This is a genomic window from Kitasatospora putterlickiae (genome assembly GCF_039527695.1).
Classification (GTDB): domain Bacteria; phylum Actinomycetota; class Actinomycetes; order Streptomycetales; family Streptomycetaceae; genus Kitasatospora; species Kitasatospora putterlickiae.
This window is the reverse complement of record NZ_BAAAKJ010000132.1, coordinates 6,914-25,208: the sequence shown is the minus strand read 5'-3', so window position 1 is coordinate 25,208 and position 18,295 is coordinate 6,914. Positions and strand designations below refer to the sequence as shown.

Below are 18,295 nucleotides of genomic sequence, written 5' to 3'. Positions count from 1 at the left end.
CGGACCGGTGGGGGCTGTCCTGGTAGCTCTACCGCCATGTCCCATCACCTCAGCGGACCGAACCTCCGCTCACCGCGCGGCGACGCCCGGCTCGACCTCACCGACCTGTTCGCCTTCCCGGCCGCCGGGGCCCCGGGCCGCACCGTCCTCATCATGAACGTGAACCCGTACGCCCCCACCGGCGGCGCGGAGTTCCACCCGGACGCCGTCTACCGCCTCAACATCGACAACGACGGCGACGACCGCGCCGACGTCGCCTACTCGTTCACCTTCTCCGCCCCCGCCGCCGGGTCCCAGACCGTCACCGTCCGCCGCGCGACCGGCGAGGCGGCGCAGCGGCACGAGGCGCTGGGCGACGTCGTCTTCGCCGACGTGCCGGTGGCCTTCGGCGACGCGCCGCACGTCGTCTCCTCGCCCTACGGCGGCTACCGGATCTCGGCCGGCCTGCGCAGCGACCCGTTCTTCGCCGACCTCGAAGGGATCGTCAACGACTTCACCTGGACCGGCAAGGACGCGATGGCGGACGCCAACGTCTTCGGCATCGTGCTCGAAGTGCCGGACGCCGACCTCGGCCCGGAGCCGGTGATCGGCGTGTGGGCGCGGGTCGGCCTCCACCAGGACGGGCAGCTGCTCTCCGTCGACCGGGGCGCCCACCCGTCCCTCACCGCCTACTTCAACGCGGAGGAGGTCAAGGACGCGTACAACACGGGGGAGCCGGCCGACGACTGGGAGAAGTACCGCGAGCCGTGGACGGCCGTGCTCCAGCACACCGGCGACTACACCACCGACGCCGCCACCGAGACGCTGAAGCTCGTCCTCCCCGACATCCTCCGCTACGACCGCTCCCGCCCGGCCGGCTACCCCAACGGCCGCACGCTCACCGACGACGTGACCTCCGCGCGGCTGACGATGGTCTCCGGTGGCAAGGTCACCAGCGACCACATCCCGCCGCACACCGACCTGCTCCCCGCCTTCCCGTACCTCGGGCACCCCCACCCCTACCCGCCGGCGGGGTAGCCGGGGCCGTCAGGGCAGGAGGCACTGGGACTGCGGGTCGTAGCAGTTGAGGCCCATCGACGAGGCCACCCCCGCCGCGTACACGGCGGCCTCCTGCGCCATGCTCCACCGCATCGCGAAGTGGATCACCGGTCCGCTCGCCTCCCCGATCAGCGGGCCGGTCGACCAGGGCGAGGTGTCGTCCTCGTCCTCGGTCAGGTCGGGCCACCGCTCCAGGAGCGCGGCGACGTAGGCCGCGATGCGCTCGGTCGGCGGGACCTCCGGCCCGTCCGCGTCGATGTACCGCTCGTACAGTTCGTCGAAACACAGGGCCGCGGCCGCGTCGTCCGCCGGCCGTTCGCCTTCCCACACCGCAAGATCGAAGCTCATGGACGCAGCCTGCCACCCGGCACTGACAACCGCCCCGCACTGACAACCGCCCGGCACCGCCGGCCGAACCCGCGCCGGACCTCCGGCGCGGGCGGGGTGTCGTCAGCGGGACAGCGGACGGCGTTCGCCGTAGCGGGCCTCGAACTCGGCGTCGGAGAGGGCGTTGAGTTCCTTGCCGGTGATGCGGCCGGCCATCATGTCGGCGAGGAAGACCGGCATCGGGGTGGCGCGCATCGCGTCGGTCATGGGGCCGGGGACGAAGCGCACCTCGGTGTCGACGCGGCCGTCGGGGTGGAGCCGGTAGGTGCGGTAGCCGGGGCCGTCCAGGACGCGTTCGCGCGGGTTGATGCTCATGTAGGAGGACGGGCAGACGTAGACCGGGCGGCCCTCGAACTCGCCGGAGAGATCGCCGTGCAGGTGGCCCGCGCCGATCGCCCGGATCTTGGGGAAGTCCCGGACCAGGAGCGCGAGCGCGCTGTCGCCCTGGGCGTCCGGGGCGGTCTCGGGCAGCGGCGGCTGGTGGAGCCAGAGGAACACGTGGTCCGCCCGGGTGGCGGTCAGGATCGCGCGGGCGCGCTGCTCCTCGACCGGGGTGAGGCCCGGCTGGGCGGCGGCGTGGACGCGGTCGTCGCGGTCGCGGTAGGTGCCGTCGGCCGCGGCCTCGCGCCCGTTGGCGTTGGTGTCCAGGAGCAGCATCAGCCAGTTGCCGACCTGGACGGCGGGTTCGAGGTGCACGGTGGGGCGGGGCAGGCAGGCCTGGAGCGGGTCCTGCCGGTCGTGGTTGCCGGCCAGGCAGTAGACGGGGGTGGGCAGCGCTCCGAGGATCTCGCCGAGCCGCTCGTACGCGCCGGGTTCGCCGAGGTCCGCCAGGTCGCCGGTGGCGACCACCAGCGCGGCGTCCCCGACCCGGGCCGCCGCGTCGGCGAGCACCGCCGCGAGTCCCTCCTCGGGCTCGTGGGCGACGAAGGACCGGGTGCCGGGGGCGTCGCGGAGGTGCAGGTCGGAGATCTGGACGATGCCGATGGTGCTGTCGTGCTGCATGCGTGGCCCTCACTCTGCGGGTCCCGGCCACGGGTCCGCGGTCGGGCATCCCCGACGGTAGAAAAGTGGCACAACTGCCAAATGGCAGTTGTGTGAATTCCCGTCGACGCCTGGGCGAGGTTCTGCCGGGGCCCGGTCCGGCCGGAGGGGGCCGGTTCCATCTCGGTCATGGATCAATCAAATCCGAACAGGAATAAGCAAGTTCGAACCAAAAGAGGACGCTTCCGAAGGATCGTGTTGAGTGGGCGACCAAGGTGTGTAGGTTTTCGATCGGTTCAGGTGGCGCTGTGTGCGTCACCCGGCCATGGATGTTCTTTCATCGGCGCGCGGGTGCACCCTCGGCCCGCAGGACTGGAAGGAAATCTCATGTCTGAACTCGACCTCGGCGTCGCGACCGACTGGGTCGGCGAGGGTGACTCGCACGGCCGCGTGAAGCTGGTGGACAACCGGGTCTACCCGGGCACGCCCAAGAGGGACGTGCTCATCGGCTCGCCGGTGAGCATCGAGCTGTCGGTGAACACGAACCACTCCTCCAGCCAGGAGGCGGACAAGATCTACTTCACGACCCACCACGGCTCGACGAAGAAGATCATCGCCGTGCTCGACTCCGACGGGAACCTCCACATCGCCGGCCGCCTGATCACCGACCAGAAGGACCTGCGCTTCTGAGCGGCGGCACGGTGACGGCGACACGTTGACGGTGGGGGCGGCGGCGGGTTCGCCACCGCCCCCACCGGCCTTCACGCCGCTTCCCAGGGCACCTCGCTCATGAAGCCCGTGCCGAGCAGCCGCGTCAGGTTCCAGTAGTCGTCGTCACCCGCGTCCAGGCCGTCGACGATCAGCCGGGCGGGCGGGAACGGCCGGCCGGGCCGCAGCCGGGACAGCTCGATCAGCCGGGCGCGGGTGCCGGCGCCGTCCGTCCCGCCGTCGAGACCGGCCAGCGCGGCGCGCAGGGTGGGCTGGAAGGTGTCCTCGTCCTCCCACACCCCTTCGACCTCCTCCAGTTCGATCGTCACGAACCCGCCCGGCGCCCGCTCGACGGCCTGCCGCAGCAGGGCGGCGTGGCCGTCGAGCGGGCCCTCGGCGGCGAAGAGCCCGTTCAGCACCGGCAGCGCGGCGTCGAGTTGCGCGAGCGCCCGCTCCTTGGCCACCAGCGGCGCGGTGGCCTCCACCTCCCCGTCCTCGTCCTCGTCGAGGTCGTCCTCGTCGACCGTGAACACACCGGTCACCAGGTCCGCCGGCCGGAACATCGCGAGCCAGAGCAACGGAACGCAGGAGACGTCGTGGGCGACGACCCCGGTCTTCGGATCGAAGCCCGCCACCTGGCTCGACGGGTAGAGGGAGGCCGTGTCCACGGAACAGAGATACGCGTAGTTCGCCATCCAGGGAGGCTAGCGCTCCCCACCGACGGGGGAGGCGAGGAAGGCCAGCAGGTGGGTGTTGACCACGCCGGGGCGTTCCAGGTTGAGGCCGTGGCCGGCCCGTTCCACCACCTCGGCCCGCACGCCCGGGATCAGCGCGGTCACCCGGGCGAGGGCGGGACGCGGGCGGAGCAGGGCGCTGCGCCTGCCGAGGAGGACGAGGACGGGCAGCCGGACGGAGCGCAGTTCGTCGTCGCTGAACGGCCGGGCCGGGGGCCGGGTGGCGGGCTTGTAGGTGCGCATGGCCAGCATCATCGGCGCGATCATCTCCGGCGGGGAACTGAGCGCGGGGTTGGCGAGCAGCCGGCCGAGGGCGGGGCGCCAGCGGCGGGGGGCGAGCATGCCGAACAGGCCGCCGATCATGTGGGCGTAGAAGCGCGCCGGGACCTTCCCGATGCCGCCGGGGTCCAGCACCGCGACCGAGGCGAGGCGGGTGGGCGCGTGGACGGCCTGGTTGAGCGCCAGCCAGCCGCCGTAGGAGGCACCGACCAGGTGGACGCGGTCCAGGCCGAGGCCGGCGAGGACCTCGTCGAGCCAGGCGGCGTTCTCCTTCGACCCGGCCGCGACGACGCGCTGGACGCTGCGGCCGGGGTCGTCGAGGGTGTCGACGGCGTAGACCGGGTGGTGCTCGCCCAGTGCGGCGACCTGCGGGAACCAGTTGGACGCGTGCCCGGCGTGGCCGTGCAGCAGGACGACCGGCTCGCCGGTGCGCGGGCCGTAGCGGTGGACGTGGACCGTGCCGTAGGAGGTCTTGACGTCCAGTTCGTCACGCGGGTCGGGCCACAGCCTCATCGCGAGGTCGTACGCGGCGAGGAAGTTCTTCCGTGCCTCGTCGCTGGTGAAGTGTCCGACGGCTGTCCTGGTCATGGGTCCCCTCCCGGAGCGCGAAACGCAAAGCGGCAGCACTTGGTGGTATGTTTGTACCATAAAAGAATTCGCGGGGAAGCGAGGAGCCGGAACCCCATGCCCAAGCTGGTGGACCACGAGGAACGGCGGGCCCACATCGTCGACGCCCTGCTGCGCGCGGCGGCCCGGGACGGCCTGCACGCCGTCACCATGCGGTCGGTCGCGGTCGAGGCGGACGTCTCGGTGCGGCTCGTGCAGTACTACTTCGACACCAAGGAGCGGTTGCTGCTCGCGACCCTCGAACGCCTCGCCGTGCGGATGGGCGAGCGCGTGCGCGACCGGGTGCGGGCGGCCGGGGCCTCGACGGCGCCGCGCGACATCGTCGAGGCGGTGCTGCTCGAAGCCGTGCCGACGGACGAGGAGAGCCGCACCTTCCACCTCGTCTACACCGAGTACGCGGTGCTCTCCGTCACCGATCCGGCGCTCGGGGGTGGATCGTTCCTCGCCGGGCCCGCGGAGATGGAGGACCTGCTGATCGCCCAACTCGCCGCCGCCCAGCGGGCCGGGGACGCCGATCCGGGCCTGGACGCCCGCCAGGAGGCCGTCATCCTGCTCGCGGTCTCGGCCGGCCTTGGCCTCAGCGTCCTGCTGGGTCAGCGCGCGGCCGGGGACGCGGCGGCCGTGCTGCGGTACCACCTCGCCCGGATCTTCACCGGAGGCGTCAAGTCCGGTGCGGCGACGGTCCGTTGATCGGGTGAACGTCGAGGGAACGTCCGGCGGCCGGGTGGACGGGGCCGGGACGCTGGCGGCATGACCGAGACGACGACGCAGTCCTTCCGGCCGCCGCGCGGCGCCGCGATGACCAGGATGGCCCTGTCCGTCCTCACCGCGACGACGGTCGCGGCCGCCGTCACGGTGTCAGAGCGGGGGTACCGGGGGTTCACGGAGTGCGGGGCGTGGGGCCCCGCGGGCGACGTCAGGTCGTTCACCGTGCTCCTGCCGCCGCCCCCGGCACCCCCCGCCGTACCGGCGCCGGCTACAGGAGGCGGCGCAGCAGGCGCGACTTGCCCGCGGTGAACGGGGGGTAGGCCAGGCGCAGGGTGTCCGCGCGCAGCGGCTTGTCCAGGACGGCCTTGGTGTGGCTGAAGGTGTCCAGCGAGTGCCGGCCGTGGTAGCCGCCCGTACCGCTCCCGCCGACGCCGCCGAACGGCAGACCGGGCACCGCCAGATGGGCGGTGGGGACGCCGAAGTTCAGGGCGCCGGAGGAGGTTTCGGCGAGCAGCCGGGCCTTGGAGCGGGCCGAGCCGGTGAAGGCGTACAGGGCGAGCGGCTTGTCCCGGGCGGTGATGAAGGCGATCGCGGCGTCCAGGTCGGGGACGCGGACGATCGGCAGGATCGGGCCGAAGATCTCCTCGCGCATCACCGGCGCGTCCGGATCGACGTCGGCGAGGACGGTCGGGGCGAGGTAGCGGGTGGCGCGGTCGCGGTCGCCGCCGGTGACCAGGCGGCCCTCCCCGAGCAGGCCGGCGAGCCGGTCGAAGTGGCGCTCGTTGATGACGCGCCCGTAGTCGGGGCTGGCGGCCGGGTCGGTGCCGTACATCTCGCGGATGGCGGCGGTCAGGTGCGGTTCGAGCGCGGGCCCGGTGTCGCCGACGGCCAGCACGTAGTCCGGGGCGACGCAGGTCTGCCCGGCGTTCATGAACTTGCCCCAGACGATCCGGCGGGCCGCCGCCGCGAGGTCGGCGCCCGGCTCGACGACGACGGGGCTCTTGCCGCCCAGCTCCAGGGTGACCGGGGTGAGGTGGCGGGCGGCGGCGGTCATCACGATCCGGCCGACGGTGCCGTTGCCGGTGTAGAAGACGTGGTCGAAACGCTGCTCCAGCAGCGCCGTGGTCTGCGGCACCCCGCCCTCGACGACCGCCACGGCCCGCGGGTCCAGCGCGCGCGGCAGCCACTCGGCGAGCGCGGCCGAGGTCGCGGGGGCCAGTTCGCTGGGCTTGACGACGGCGGTGTTGCCGGCCGCGAGCGCGCCGACCAGCGGGGAGAGGGCCAGCTGCAGCGGGTAGTTCCACGGGCTGATGATCAGCACGGTGCCCAGCGGCTCGCGGACCGTGCGGGCGCGGGCCGGCTGGAGCGCGAGCGGCACCGGGACGCGGCGCGGGCGCAGCCAGCGGTCCAGGTGGCGCAGGGTGTGGTCGATCTCGTTGAGGGTGAAGCCGATCTCGGTGGTGTGGGCCTCGGTGGCGTTCTTGCCGAGGTCGGCCCAGAGTGCGGCGGCGAAGACGGCCTCCTGCTCGACGAGCAGGCGCCGCAGGGCGCGCAGCTGGGCCTTGCGCCAGGCGACGGGCCGGGTCCGGCCGGCGGCGAAGGCGCTGTTCAGGCGGGCGACGGTCGCGGCGGCGTCGGCGTCGAGGGCGGCGGCGACAGCGGCGGCGTCCGTGCTGAGGGTTTCGGCGGAGGCGCTCATGCCGCCGAGCCTATACGAAACGAAACGAAACGTTTTCGTTTCTCGTACGGATATGCTGGTGGGATGAGTGAGACCGTGGCGCGCCGGGGCCGGCCCCGGGACGCGAGCCGGGACCGGGCCCTGCTGGACGCGACGCTGGCCGTGCTGGCCGAGAACGGCTACGGCGGGCTGACCACCGCCGCCGTGGCGGCCCGGGCGGGCGTCTCCACCGCCACCCTCTACCGCCGCTGGTCCTCCAAGGAGGACCTGGTGATCGCCGCCGCCACCACCTACGCCGAGGACCTCACCGCCCGGCCCGACACCGGCACGCTCGAAGGCGACCTGCGGGCGCTGCTCCGCGACAAGGCCCTCGCCATGACCGGCGAGGGCGGCCGGCTGATGCGGGCCCTGATCGGCGAGGCCGCCCAGATCACCGCCCTGGCCGAGGCGCTCGCCTCGGCCTTCCTCGCACCGCTGCACGAGCGGGTGGCCGAGGCGGTGCGGCGCGCCGCCGAACGCGGCGAGATCCCGCCGCCCGAGGACGCCGACCTGCTCGGCGACGTGGTCATCGGCCCGGTCCTGAGCCGGTTCCTCCTCACCCCGAGGCTGCCCGACCAGGTGGACGCGCGGGCGCGGGAGGAGACGGCCGACCGTCTCCTCCCGTTCGTCCTGCGGGCGCTGGGGAGCCGCTGATCAGGCGGCCGGCAGCGGCTTGGCCATGACGATCTCGCGGCTCACGCCGTCCGGGAGGAGGTCGCCGGGCTCGCCGGTGTCGGTGTAGCCGGTGCGCCGGTAGAGGGCGATGGCGTGCGCGTTGTGCGGCATCACGGCGAGGCGCAGGGCGGGGAAGCCCCGGCCGGCGGCCCACGCCTCGATCCCGGCGATCAGCCGGGCACCGAGACCCCGGCCCCGGGCGGCCGGTCCGACCCACATCGAGATCAGCTCGACGTACCCGTCCGCCGGCACGCCGGTCGCCATCGCGGCGGGCGCGCCGTCCACCAGGGCGACCAGGTCGAGGGCGCCGGGGATCTCCAGCCGGGAGCGCCAGCGCTCCTCGCGGTCACCCTCGCCCTGCCAGTCGGCGAGGGAGGAGCCGAAGGCGTACGGCGCCTCGGCCAGGGCGGCCAGCCGCAGCTCGCGCCAGAGCGGCCAGTCGTCGGAGGTCAGTTCGCGCAGTTCGATCACGGTGTTGACGATGCCCCGCCGTGAACCGCGGTGACAACCGGTTTACCGCCGCCTCAGCCCGCGAGCGGCGGGTTGAGGCGGGCGAAGGCCTCCTGGCGGCGGTACGGGAAGTAGGGGTACGGCGCGGTGCGCAGGCTGGCGGCGTCCAGCCGGGCGACCTGCTCGGCCGTCAGCTCCCAGCCGACCGCGCCGAGGTTCTGGCGCAACTGCTCCTCGTTGCGGGCGCCGATGATGACGGAGGAGACGGTGGGGCGGCGCAGCAGCCAGTTGATCGCCACCTGGGGGACGGTGCGGCCGGTCTCCTCGGCGATCGCGTCCAGCGCGTCCACCACGTCGTACAGCAGCTCGTCGTCGACCGGCGGACCGAAGTCGGCGGTGTCGTGCAGGCGGCTGCCGGCCGGGACCGGGGTGCCGCGGCGGATCCTCCCGGTCAGCCGGCCCCAGCCGAGCGGGCTCCAGACCAGGGCGCCGACGCCCTGGTCCTGGGCGAGCGGCATCAGCTCCCACTCGTAGTCGCGGCCGACGAGGGAGTAGTAGACCTGGTGGGCGACGTAGCGGGGGCGGGCGTCGCGGTCGGCGGCGGCGAGGGACTTCATCAGCTGCCAGCCGGAGAAGTTGGAGACGCCGGTGTAGCGGACCTTCCCGGCGCGGACCAGGTCGTCGAGGGCGGCGAGCACCTCCTCGACGGGGGTCGCGGCGTCGAAGGCGTGCAGCTGGAACAGGTCGAGGTAGTCGGTGCCGAGGCGGCGCAGGGCGGCGTCGACGGCGGTGATCAGGCGGGCGCGGGAGGTGCCGGCGTCGCCGGGGCCCTCGCCGGTGGGCAGGCCGGCCTTGGTGGAGATCAGCACCCGGTCGCGGCGGCCCTTGATCGCCTGGCCGAGGACCTCCTCGGAGGCGCCGTCGGAGTAGACGTCGGCGGTGTCGAAGAGGGTGAGGCCGGCGTCGATGGCGATGTCGAGCAGCCGGCGGGCGTCGGCGGCGCCGGTGTCGCCCCAGGCGCTGAAGAGCGGGCCGCGGCCGCCGAAGGTGCCGGTGCCGAGGGAGAGGGCGGGGACGGTGAGGCCGGACGCGCCGAGGCGGCGGTACTCCATGGGAGGTTCCCTTCGCTAACGGGACTTTGGTGCCGTTAAGATGGCTCGACCCTAGCACCGTCGACGACGCTAATGGAACAGGAATCCCGTTAATGACTTCATCGGGCATGCAGAGACCGGGCGGTCGCACGGCCCGGGTGCGCACCGCCGTCCTCAAGGCCGCCGAGGACGCCCTGGTCGAGGTCGGCTTCGCCGGGCTCGACCTCGGCGACATCGCCCGGCGGGCCGAGGTCGGCCGCACCACCGTCTACCGGCGCTGGGGCTCGGTGGGCGCGCTGCTCGCCGACGTCCTCACCGACATGGCCGAGCAGTCCCTCCCGCGCGCCCGCACCGGCTCCCTGCACGAGGACCTGCGCGCCAACGCCCGCCTCGTCCAGCGGACCCTGGCCGACCCCCGCCAGGGCGCCCTGTTCCGCGCCGTCCTGCTCGCCGCCACCTGCGACCCGGCGGCCGCCGAGGCCCTGCACCGCTTCTACCGCACCCGCGTCGACGAGTGGGCCCCCTGCGTGACGGAGGCCGTCGAACGCGGCGAACTCCCACCCGGCACCGACCCCGCCGAGGTCGTCCGCGCCGTCTCCGCCCCCCTCTACTACCGCATGCTCACCACCCCCGACCCCCTCGACGAGCCCACCGCCGACCGCGCCGCCGCAGCCGCCGAGTCCGCCGCCCGGGCGGGCGCCTTCCGCCCGGCCGGGCCGGAGGTCATATAGATTTCTGTATGGTCGCCGCCGTGCGAGAACTCTGGCGGCTCGAAATCGAGCCGGAGGTCCGGCAGTGGCTGGAGCTGCTTTCCGACGCGCGGTACGACAAAGTCGAGCGGGCTGCCGACATGCTCGCGAGCCGGCCGACCACGCTCGGCGAGCCGTACGCCCGCCACCTCGGCGGGAAGGTGCGCGAGCTGCGGTTCAGCATGGACGGGATCGCGGTCCGGATCACCTACTGGCTCGCGCCCGGGCGGCGCATCGTGCTGTTGACGGTGTTCCGGAAGACCCGGCAGCGTGAGGAGGCCGAGGTCGAACGGGCGCACCAGGCCCAGAAGGAGTGCGAGGCCCGGCACGGCCCGGCGGAGCACGAGTACGACCGGATCAAGGAGGAGAGTCCGTGAACCACGGTGAGTGGAGGACCCGGCGGGCGAGGAGGCTCCTGGGGGAGACGGTCGAGGAGTCGGCGGCCTACGTGGAGGCGGGGTACGCGTTCGCGCTCGGGCAGGCGGTGTACGACCGGCGGACCGAGCTCGGGCTGTCCCAGGCCGAGCTGGCGCGTCGCGCGGGCATGACGCAGCCGCAGATCTCGACGATCGAGGGCGGTGATTCGCTGCCCACGCTGCCGTTGCTCCGGCGGCTCGCGCGGGCGCTGGACGCGGCGCTCACCATCGACCTCGACGGGGACGCCTCCTCGTTCGTGTTCTCGCCGCACGGGGACCGGCCGGAGGACGGGACGGAGGGCGGGGCGGGGCGCTCGGCCGCCTAGCGGCCCTGGCGCAGGGGGGTGGTGTGGTGGGTGATGAAGGACTGGGCCTGGTCGGGGGTGAGGGGGTGGGCGAAGAGGTAGCCCTGGCCGAGGGGGCAGCCCATGGTGGTGAGGAGGTCGCGCTGTTCGGGGTGCTCGATGCCCTCGGCGATGACCTGGACGCCCAGGGTGTCGGCGATCCGGGTGATGCCCTCGACCAGGGCGTACTGCTGCTGGGAGAGGCCCAGGCCGTCGATGAAGGACTTGTCGATCTTCAGCACCGAGATGGGGAACTCGCGCAGGTAGGAGAGGGACGAGTAGCCGGTGCCGAAGTCGTCGATGGCGATGCCGACGCCGAGTTCGCCGAGGGTGCGCATGTCGGTGCGGGCGCGGTCGTCGCGGCGCATCAGGACGGACTCGGTCAGCTCCAGGACCAGGGACTCCGGGGGGATGCCGGAGGTGCGCAGGGCGTCGCGGACCACGTCGACGAAGCCGGCGTCGCGGAACTGGCGGGCGGAGACGTTGACGTTGACCCGTAGCGGGGGCAGGCCGGAGGTGGCGCGTGCGGGGGTGCTGAGGGCGTGCCAGGCGGCGGCCTCCTGGGTGGCGCGCTCCAGGACCCAGGCGCCCAGCGGCACGATCTGGCCGCTCTCCTCGGCGAGCGCGATGAACTCGTCGGGCAGCACCATGCCGCGCCGGTCGTGCGGCCACCGCACCAAGGCCTCGAAGGCCACCAGGTCACCCGACTGGAGGTCGACGATCGGCTGGTAGTACAGGCGGAACGCGGACTCGGCGATCGCGGTGTCCAGGTTCTCGTTCAGCTCGTGCCGCGCCATCAGCCCGGCCTGCAGCGCCGGCTGGTAGAGGCACCACTGCCGCTTGCCCGCCGCCTTCGCCGAGTACAGCGCCAGGTCGGCGTGGCTCAGCAGCTCGGTGGCGTCCACGCTGTCCTCCGTCGTCGCCACCCCGATCGACGCCGACACCCGCACCGCGCCCGCGCTCAGCTTGAACGGCTCGGTGAACGCCGCCAGCACGCCCTGCGCGATCGCCCCGACGTCGGCCGGCTCCAGCGCGTCCTCCACCAGCACCGCGAACTCGTCGCCGCCGAGCCGGGCCGCCGTGTCGGAGGCCCGCAGCGCGGTGGAGATCCGCAGCGAGACGGCGACCAGCAGCTCGTCCCCGACCGCGTGCCCCTGGGTGTCGTTGACCATCTTGAAGTCGTCCAGGTCGATGAAGAGCACCCCGGTGACCGCGCCGCTGCGCTCGCCGCGGGAGAGCGCGTGGCCGACCCGGTCCAGGAAGAGCACCCGGTTGGCCAGGCCGGTGAGCGAGTCGTGGAAGGCCCGGTGGGTCAGCTCGCGCTCCATCTGGCGCTGCTCGGTGACGTCACGCAGGGTGAGTACCAGGCCGCCGACCGTCGGGTCCTCGCGCAGGTCGTTGCAGCGCACCTCGACCTCTATCGGGGAGCCGTCCGCCCGCAGCAGCCGCCAGTGCTCACGCTGGGTGTCCAGGCCGGCGCGGCCGGCGCCGGTGACGGCGGGGCCGCGCATCCGGGCCAGCGCCTTGCCGACCGAGCGGCTGTCCTCGGGCGGGACGAGGTCGGTGAGCAGCGTGCCGTCGAGCCGGGGGTAGCCGAGGACGCGCCCGGCGGAGGAGGCCGAGGCGTAGCGGACGGAGTCGTCGCCGTTGAGGATCAGGATGACGTCGTTGGCGCTCTGCACCAGGGTGCGGAAGTAGGCCTCGCTGTCGCGCCGGGTGATCTCCTGGCTGAGCATGACGCGCTCGACGGCGAGGGCGGCCTGCGCGGCGAGGATCTCCAGCGAGCCCCAGAGGCTGGTCAGCTCCTGCTCGGTGCCGGTGACGATGAGCGCGCCGATCAGCGGGTCCCCGGAGGGGCGCTCGGCGAGGGTGAGCGGGCAGAGCAGCGCGTTCGGCATGCCGTCCAGCCGGGCGGCCAGCTCGCTGCCGATGTCCTCGACGGGCAGCAGCCGGGTCTCCCGGTAGGCGGCGAGGGCGAGCACCTCGTCGGAGTCGCGCTCCGCGCGGAGGTGGTGCCGGTCCGGGCCGCGTTCGGCGTGCCGCACGTGCAGCACGCCGCTCTCGGTGACGGCGAGCAGCGCGACGTGGCCGGGATCGGTGGGCATCAGGGTGGAGGCGGCGGCCTGGACGGCGTCGGCGACCTCCTCGACGGTGACGGCCGCGGTGAGCGAGGAGCCGGCCTCGCGCAGCGCGCGCTCGCGGGCGACGGCCTGCCGGCGGGCCCGCACCACGACCGCCAGCCGGGCCAGCACGAGCAGGTAGAGGACGGCGGAGAAGGCGCCGATGACCCCGGCGTTGCTGGTGTTGCCGTTGCTCGCCTCGACCATCAGGATGGTCGGCGCGACCAGCGAGGCGGCGGCGAGCAGGGCGAGCCGGCCGGGGCCGATGTCCGGCTGCTGGCTGGGGATGGGCCTGGTCAGCTCGACCATCGAGGGGTGCAGCGCGGCGGCGCCCCAGGCGGTGTAGAAGGCGGCCCAGCCGAGGTCCACGGGGGTGCCGATGCGCCAGTCGCCGTGCAGCACGATCAGCCCGTACAGGATGTCGGAGACCAGCAGGCCGACCGTGCCGGCCGCGAGCAGTTGCAGCGAGCGGCTGACCCCGCCGCGCGGCACGATCAGCCGCAGCAGCAGGGCGAGCACCACGACGTCGCCCAGCGGGTAGGCGATCGAGACGGCCTTCTGGAACCAGTCGAGGTCGGGGTTCCGGGCGTAGGGCAGGATCAGGTAGATCCAGGCGAGCAGCGCCAGGCCCATGGTGAGGATGAGCGCGTCCAGCAGGCTGGCCCGGTCCTGATGCGCCGTCCGCCAGCGGATGAAGCCCAGCACGCCCGCCGCGTAGAGCAGGTACTCGGCCAGGTAGAAGCCGTCGGCGATGGACGGGAAGGGACTGCCCAGGTGCAGGAACTGCATCTGGACGACCTGCACCACCTCACCGGCGGTGAAGCTGAGGTTCGCCAGCGCCAGCAGGTACCAGTAGACGGCGTGGGGCGGGCGGTTGAGGCGGACGCCGACCACGATGGCGGCGACGCCGCCCAGGCCGATGCCCGTCCACCAGATGATCCGCTGGGAGGGGTTGGTGTAGTAGATGCCGGTGAACAGCACCATCCACGCCAGGTAACAGACCATCAGGCGTTGGCGCCGACGTGTCAACGAGCTACCTCCTCCTCGGCGTCACCACGCCCGCCCGGAGGCGGGCGGCGGGGTCCGGGCAGGGGCTCGCGAGCGTCCGAACCGGGCCGGGGAGGTCCGGTCTGACGTTCGAAATGGGCCTTGAGTGCGTATAGTCGGAAATGTCGCACCTCCCAGCATTCTGCCGCCACAGCACGAGGTCAAGCCGGTGGATGACGTACTAGAGAGCGCACGGGGAGCACGTCCCGGAGCGCGGTCCGGACGTCACGCCGTGCTGGTCAACGAGGACGGTCAGTACGCGATCTGGCCCGGGGACCTCACGGTCCCGGGCGGCTGGCGCACGGTGTTCGGGCCCGCCCCGCACGAGGAGTGCCGCCGGTACGTGGACCGCGAGTGGCGCCCCGCCGGGCTCGGCGTCGGAACGGGCGCGGGGACGGACGCGGCGACGGCGGGGACCGGGGCCGGGACCGGGTTAAGGCCCGGCGGGGCCGCCGGCCGGCCGCCGGACACCGTGCACGCACTGGTCCGGGCGCGCGCCGCGCACGACCCGCGCGCCGTCGCCGTGATCACGGACGGCGGGACGCTCGACTACGGCGAGCTGGACGCGCGCAGCGACCGGCTGGCCGCCGTGCTGCGCGGCCTGGGCGTGGGCCCCGAGCGGATCGTCCCGGTGTGCCTGGAACGCGGAGCGGACCTGGTGACCGCCTGGCTCGCCGTGCTCAAGGCGGGCGGCGCCTTCCTGCCGCTGGACCCGGCGCACCCGCACCGGCGGCTGGCCGCGCTGGTGGCCGACTGCGGGGCGGACGTGGCCGTGGCGGCGGCGGGGACGCGGTTCCCGGGCGTGCGGATGGTGTCGCCGCAGGACGGCGCCCCGGGGACGGGCCCCGTCCCGGACACCGGCCGGCCGGACGACCTCGCCTACCTGATCTACACCTCGGGGACCACCGGCACCCCCAAGGGCGTGGCCGTCACCCACCGCTCCCTGGTCTTCACCCTGGACCGGGTGACCGACGCCTACCGGCTCACCCCGGACGACCGGGTGCTGCAGCTCGCCGCGCTCGGCTTCGACACCTCGCTGGAACAGGTCTTCGCGCCGCTGGCCGCCGGGGCCACCCTCGTCCTGGGCGGCGCCCGCACCTGGGCGCCCACCGAGCTGGCCCACCGGATGGCCGCGCTGCGGCCGACCGTCGCCGACCTCACGCCCGCGTACTGGCACCACCTGCTCGGCCTCTTCCCGCCCGGCGGGCCCGCGCCCGAGGGACTGCGGCTGATCGTGGTCGGCGGGGACACCGTGCACGAGGACGACTGCCGCGCCTGCCTGGAGCGGCTGCCGGGGGTCCGGCTGGTCAACGCCTACGGGGTCACCGAGGCGGCCGTCACCTCCACGCTCGGCGAACTCACCCCGCGGGTGCTGGACGCGCCCGGTCCGCACGGGCCGGACGCGCCGGTGCCGATCGGGCGGCCGCTGCCGGGGGTGCGGGTGCACGTGCTGGACGCCCGGCTCAGCCCGGTGCGGCCCGGCGAGAAGGGGGAGATCCACCTCGGCGGGCCCGGCCTGGCCCGCGGCTACTGGAAGGCGCCCGCCCTGACCGCCGAGACGTTCCTGCCCGACCCCTACGCCCCCGCCCCCGGCGAGCGCATGTACCGCACCGGCGACGCCGGACGCTGGCGCGCCGACGGCACCCTGGAGGTGCTCGGCCGCTTCGACGACCAGCTGAAGGTCCGCGGCCACCGCGTCGACCCCGCCGAGGTCGAGTCCGTGCTCGCCGCCCACCCCGACGTCCGGCAGGTCAGGGTCGCGGCCGACGGCGGCGACGACACCCGCGTCCTCACCGCCTACTACACGCTCACCGACCGGGCCGCCTCCGGCCCCCGCGCCCGGCGCGGCCGCATCCGCGCCTACCTCGCCGAACGGCTGCCGGACTTCATGGTCCCCGCCGAGTTCGTGCCGCTCGACCACATGCCGCTCACCCCGGCCGGCAAGATCGACCGCCGCCGGCTGCCGGACACCCCGCCGAGGGTGCGCCGTCCCCGCGACGGGCGGGCGGAGGCGTCCCCCGACGGCCCGGTGACAGGCCCGGTGACCGGCCCGGTGACCGCTACCGTGACCGGCCCCGCTGACGGGCCCGCCGACGGATCCGCCGTCGAGGCGGGCGTCGCCCAGCTCTGGTCCGAACTGCTCGGCACCGCGGAGCCCGGCCCCGCCGACGACTTCTTCGACCTCGGAGGCAACTCCCTGCTCGCCATGGAGATGCTCGCCCGCGCCCGGATCATGTTCGGCATCGACGTCACCCGGATCCGCTTCCTCACCCGCGCCCTGCTGCGCGACGCCACCCTGCGCGCCTTCGCCGCCGCCACCCTCGCCGCCCGCACCGGCACCACCCCCGGCCCCCGCGAGGCCGCCGTCGACTGGGCCGCCGAGGCCCGCCTCGACACCCCCCTGAGGCAGTCCTGGAGCCCCGCCCCCTCCCGCGCCGAACCCGCCGAGATCCTGCTCACCGGCGCCACCGGCTTCTGCGGCGCCCACCTGCTGGACGCCCTGCTGCGCACCACCGACGCCCGCGTGCACTGCCTGGTCCGCGCCCCCGACGAGGAACACGCCCTCGAACGCCTGCGCGCCGCCCAGCAGCGCTACCTGCGCCACGACCTCGCCGACCGCCGCGTCGTCCCCCTCGTCGGCGACCTCGCCGAACCCCGGCTCGGCCTGACCCGGCAGCGCTACGAACACCTGGCCGGCCGCCTCGACGCCGTCCACCACCTCGGCGGCCAGGTCAACTTCATCTACCCCTACCACCAACTGCGCGCCGCCAACGTCGCCGGCACCCGCGAGGTGATCCGGCTCGCCGGGCACTCGCGCGGCATCCCCGTCCACTACCTCTCCACCCTCGCCGTGCTGGCCGGCTTCGGCCCGGCGGGCGTGCGCGAGGTCGCCGAACGGACCCCGCTCGCCCACCCCGACCGGCTCGCCGTCGGCTACGTCGAGAGCAAGTGGGTCGCCGAACAGCTGCTCCACCACGCCGCCGCGGGCGGGCTGCCGGTCACCGTGCTGCGCACCAACGACGTCACCGGCGACCTGCGCACCGGCGTGATGAACACCGGCACCGAGATCTGCGCGCTGATCAAGTACATCGCGGAGAGCGGGAGCTGCCCGGACGTCCGGCTGCCGCTCGACTTCGTGCCCGCCGACCGGTTCAGCCGGGCGGTCTGCCACGTCGTCGCGCACGCCCCCGCCATCGGCGAGGTCTACCACCTGACCTCGCCGCGCCCGGCGGACCTCGCCGACCTCGCCGGACGGCTGCGCGCCCGCGGCCACCCCGTCGACCAGGTCCCCTACCCGCGCTGGGTGCGGGGCCTGGTCCGGTTCGCCGCCGGACACCCCACCCACCCGATGACGCCGTTCGTGCCGCTCTTCGTCGACCGCGTCCCCGGCACCCGGCTGTCCATCAGCGAGCTGTACTTCCGCCCCACCTTCCCGCGCTTCGACCGGGCCAACACCGAACGGGCCCTGGCCGGCAGCGGCGTGGAACTGCCCGCCGTCGACGACACCGTGCTCGACTTCTACCTCGACCGGCTGACCGCGGAGGGCTTCCTCGCCCCGCCGCGGGAGGCCTCGCCGCTGGAGGCCCTGCGATGACCGCCACCGCTCCCGACGAGCTCTTCGCGGCGCTCGACGTCGCCCGGGCGCCCGCCGACGGCCCGGTCGCGTACGGCGCCGACCTCGCGCCCGCCACCCTGCTCGCCGCCTACCGGCGCGGACTGTTCCCGCTGCCCGCCGCCGACACCTACGCCAGCGCCTTCAACGAGGCCCGCTCCGAGCAGGCGGTGGCCGCCGGCGAGGTCCCCCTGCTGCCGGGCCCCGACCACGGCGCCGACCCGTACGCGCTCGCCTGGTGGTCACCCGACCCGCGGCCGCTGCTCGCCGCCGACGGCGTCCAGCTGGCGCGCAAGCTCTCCCGGCTGCTGCGCAACCGGCTGGACTGGTGGACCACCGCCGACCAGGCCTTCGAGCAGGTGCTCGCCGCCTGCGCCGAGGGCCGCGAACCCCCGTGGCTCACCCCCGCGCTGCAGGAGGCGCTGATCGGGCTGCACCGGCTCGGCGCGGCCCACAGCGCGGAGGTGTGGCAGGACGGCGAGCTGATCGGCGGGGTGTTCGGGATCGCCTCCGGGCCGGTGCTCAGCCTGGACTCGATGTTCCACCGCCGCCCGGACGCCGCCCGGGTGGCCGTCGCCGACCTCGCCGCCCGGGTCGCCGCCGCCACCCGC

Annotated in this window: 17 protein-coding genes; 9 read left to right on the top strand and 8 right to left on the bottom strand. The window is 74.1% G+C overall.

Annotated features, from left to right (window positions below; translation table 11 throughout):
* Positions 1 to 36: 36 nt before the first annotated feature.
* A complete protein-coding gene (locus tag ABD308_RS14070; RefSeq protein WP_344333396.1) occupies positions 37 to 1,017 on the top strand; it encodes a DUF4331 family protein in 981 nt (326 codons plus the stop codon).
* A 9-nt stretch (positions 1,018 to 1,026) separates the two neighbouring features.
* Here the strand turns inward: ABD308_RS14070 and ABD308_RS14065 are convergent, their stop codons facing one another.
* Both ABD308_RS14065 and ABD308_RS14060 read right to left on the bottom strand, forming a co-directional pair.
* Positions 1,027 to 1,386 carry a hypothetical protein gene (locus ABD308_RS14065; RefSeq protein ID WP_344333394.1) on the bottom strand — a complete coding sequence of 120 codons (360 nt, stop codon included), beginning with the start codon at positions 1,384 to 1,386 and terminating at the stop codon, positions 1,027 to 1,029.
* A 102-nt stretch (positions 1,387 to 1,488) separates the two neighbouring features.
* Positions 1,489 to 2,427, bottom strand: a complete 939-nt coding sequence (locus ABD308_RS14060; RefSeq protein ID WP_344333390.1) for a metallophosphoesterase — start codon at positions 2,425 to 2,427, stop codon at positions 1,489 to 1,491.
* 366 nt (positions 2,428 to 2,793) lie between these two features.
* On the opposite strand from ABD308_RS14060, the gene ABD308_RS14055 reads away from it, so the two are divergent.
* Positions 2,794 to 3,096, top strand: coding sequence for a DUF6342 family protein (locus ABD308_RS14055; RefSeq protein WP_344333386.1), 303 nt, complete (start codon positions 2,794 to 2,796; stop codon positions 3,094 to 3,096).
* Between the two features lie 71 nt (positions 3,097 to 3,167).
* Here the strand turns inward: ABD308_RS14055 and ABD308_RS14050 are convergent, their stop codons facing one another.
* Positions 3,168 to 3,809: a hypothetical protein gene (locus tag ABD308_RS14050; protein ID WP_344333381.1), complete on the bottom strand. Its 642-nt coding sequence runs from the start codon at positions 3,807 to 3,809 to the stop codon at positions 3,168 to 3,170.
* A gap of 9 nt (positions 3,810 to 3,818) precedes the next feature.
* Entirely contained in the window at positions 3,819 to 4,715 is an 897-nt protein-coding gene (locus ABD308_RS14045) for an alpha/beta fold hydrolase (protein WP_344333378.1), read from the bottom strand.
* Between the two features lie 96 nt (positions 4,716 to 4,811).
* Here ABD308_RS14045 and ABD308_RS14040 point away from each other — a divergent pair, with 96 nt between their 5' ends.
* Positions 4,812 to 5,444: a TetR/AcrR family transcriptional regulator gene (locus ABD308_RS14040; protein WP_344333375.1), complete on the top strand. Its 633-nt coding sequence runs from the start codon at positions 4,812 to 4,814 to the stop codon at positions 5,442 to 5,444.
* A 286-nt stretch (positions 5,445 to 5,730) separates the two neighbouring features.
* On the opposite strand, the gene ABD308_RS14035 is transcribed toward ABD308_RS14040, so the two are convergent.
* Positions 5,731 to 7,161, bottom strand: a complete 1,431-nt coding sequence (locus tag ABD308_RS14035) for an aldehyde dehydrogenase family protein (RefSeq protein WP_344333373.1) — start codon at positions 7,159 to 7,161, stop codon at positions 5,731 to 5,733.
* Between the two features lie 63 nt (positions 7,162 to 7,224).
* Between ABD308_RS14035 and ABD308_RS14030 the strand changes: the two genes are divergently transcribed.
* Complete coding sequence (locus tag ABD308_RS14030) at positions 7,225 to 7,833, top strand: TetR/AcrR family transcriptional regulator (protein ID WP_344333370.1); 609 nt, start codon at positions 7,225 to 7,227, stop codon at positions 7,831 to 7,833.
* Here the strand turns inward: ABD308_RS14030 and ABD308_RS14025 are convergent, their stop codons facing one another.
* Together ABD308_RS14025 and ABD308_RS14020 are read right to left on the bottom strand one after the other, a co-directional pair.
* A complete protein-coding gene (locus tag ABD308_RS14025; RefSeq protein ID WP_344333368.1) occupies positions 7,834 to 8,325 on the bottom strand; it encodes a GNAT family N-acetyltransferase in 492 nt (163 codons plus the stop codon).
* 53 nt (positions 8,326 to 8,378) lie between these two features.
* The gene (locus tag ABD308_RS14020) at positions 8,379 to 9,416 is read right to left on the bottom strand and encodes an aldo/keto reductase (RefSeq protein WP_344333365.1); all 1,038 of its coding nucleotides are present in this window, start codon (positions 9,414 to 9,416) and stop codon (positions 8,379 to 8,381) included.
* A gap of 92 nt (positions 9,417 to 9,508) precedes the next feature.
* On the opposite strand from ABD308_RS14020, the gene ABD308_RS14015 reads away from it, so the two are divergent.
* Genes ABD308_RS14015 through ABD308_RS14005 form a run of 3 tightly spaced genes read left to right on the top strand, consistent with a single transcriptional unit; the run spans position 9,509 to position 10,886 of the window.
* Complete coding sequence (locus tag ABD308_RS14015) at positions 9,509 to 10,126, top strand: TetR/AcrR family transcriptional regulator (RefSeq protein ID WP_344333364.1); 618 nt, start codon at positions 9,509 to 9,511, stop codon at positions 10,124 to 10,126.
* An 8-nt stretch (positions 10,127 to 10,134) separates the two neighbouring features.
* Entirely contained in the window at positions 10,135 to 10,521 is a 387-nt protein-coding gene (locus tag ABD308_RS14010) for a type II toxin-antitoxin system RelE/ParE family toxin (RefSeq protein WP_425554762.1), read from the top strand.
* Positions 10,518 to 10,886 carry a helix-turn-helix domain-containing protein gene (locus ABD308_RS14005; protein ID WP_344333357.1) on the top strand — a complete coding sequence of 123 codons (369 nt, stop codon included), beginning with the start codon at positions 10,518 to 10,520 and terminating at the stop codon, positions 10,884 to 10,886. The genes ABD308_RS14010 and ABD308_RS14005 overlap by 4 nt, the downstream gene beginning before the upstream one ends.
* Here ABD308_RS14005 and ABD308_RS14000 read toward each other — a convergent pair.
* The gene (locus ABD308_RS14000; RefSeq protein WP_344333354.1) at positions 10,883 to 14,053 is read right to left on the bottom strand and encodes a putative bifunctional diguanylate cyclase/phosphodiesterase; all 3,171 of its coding nucleotides are present in this window, start codon (positions 14,051 to 14,053) and stop codon (positions 10,883 to 10,885) included. The two genes, ABD308_RS14005 and ABD308_RS14000, sit on opposite strands and share 4 nt — an antisense overlap.
* A gap of 124 nt (positions 14,054 to 14,177) precedes the next feature.
* On the opposite strand from ABD308_RS14000, the gene ABD308_RS13995 reads away from it, so the two are divergent.
* Together ABD308_RS13995 and ABD308_RS13990 are read left to right on the top strand one after the other, a co-directional pair.
* Positions 14,178 to 17,666, top strand: coding sequence for an amino acid adenylation domain-containing protein (locus ABD308_RS13995; protein WP_344333352.1), 3,489 nt, complete (start codon positions 14,178 to 14,180; stop codon positions 17,664 to 17,666).
* On the top strand, positions 17,663 to 18,295 hold a 633-nt coding region (locus ABD308_RS13990; protein ID WP_344333349.1), incomplete at its 3' end, for a leucyl/phenylalanyl-tRNA--protein transferase. The genes ABD308_RS13995 and ABD308_RS13990, both read left to right, overlap by 4 nt.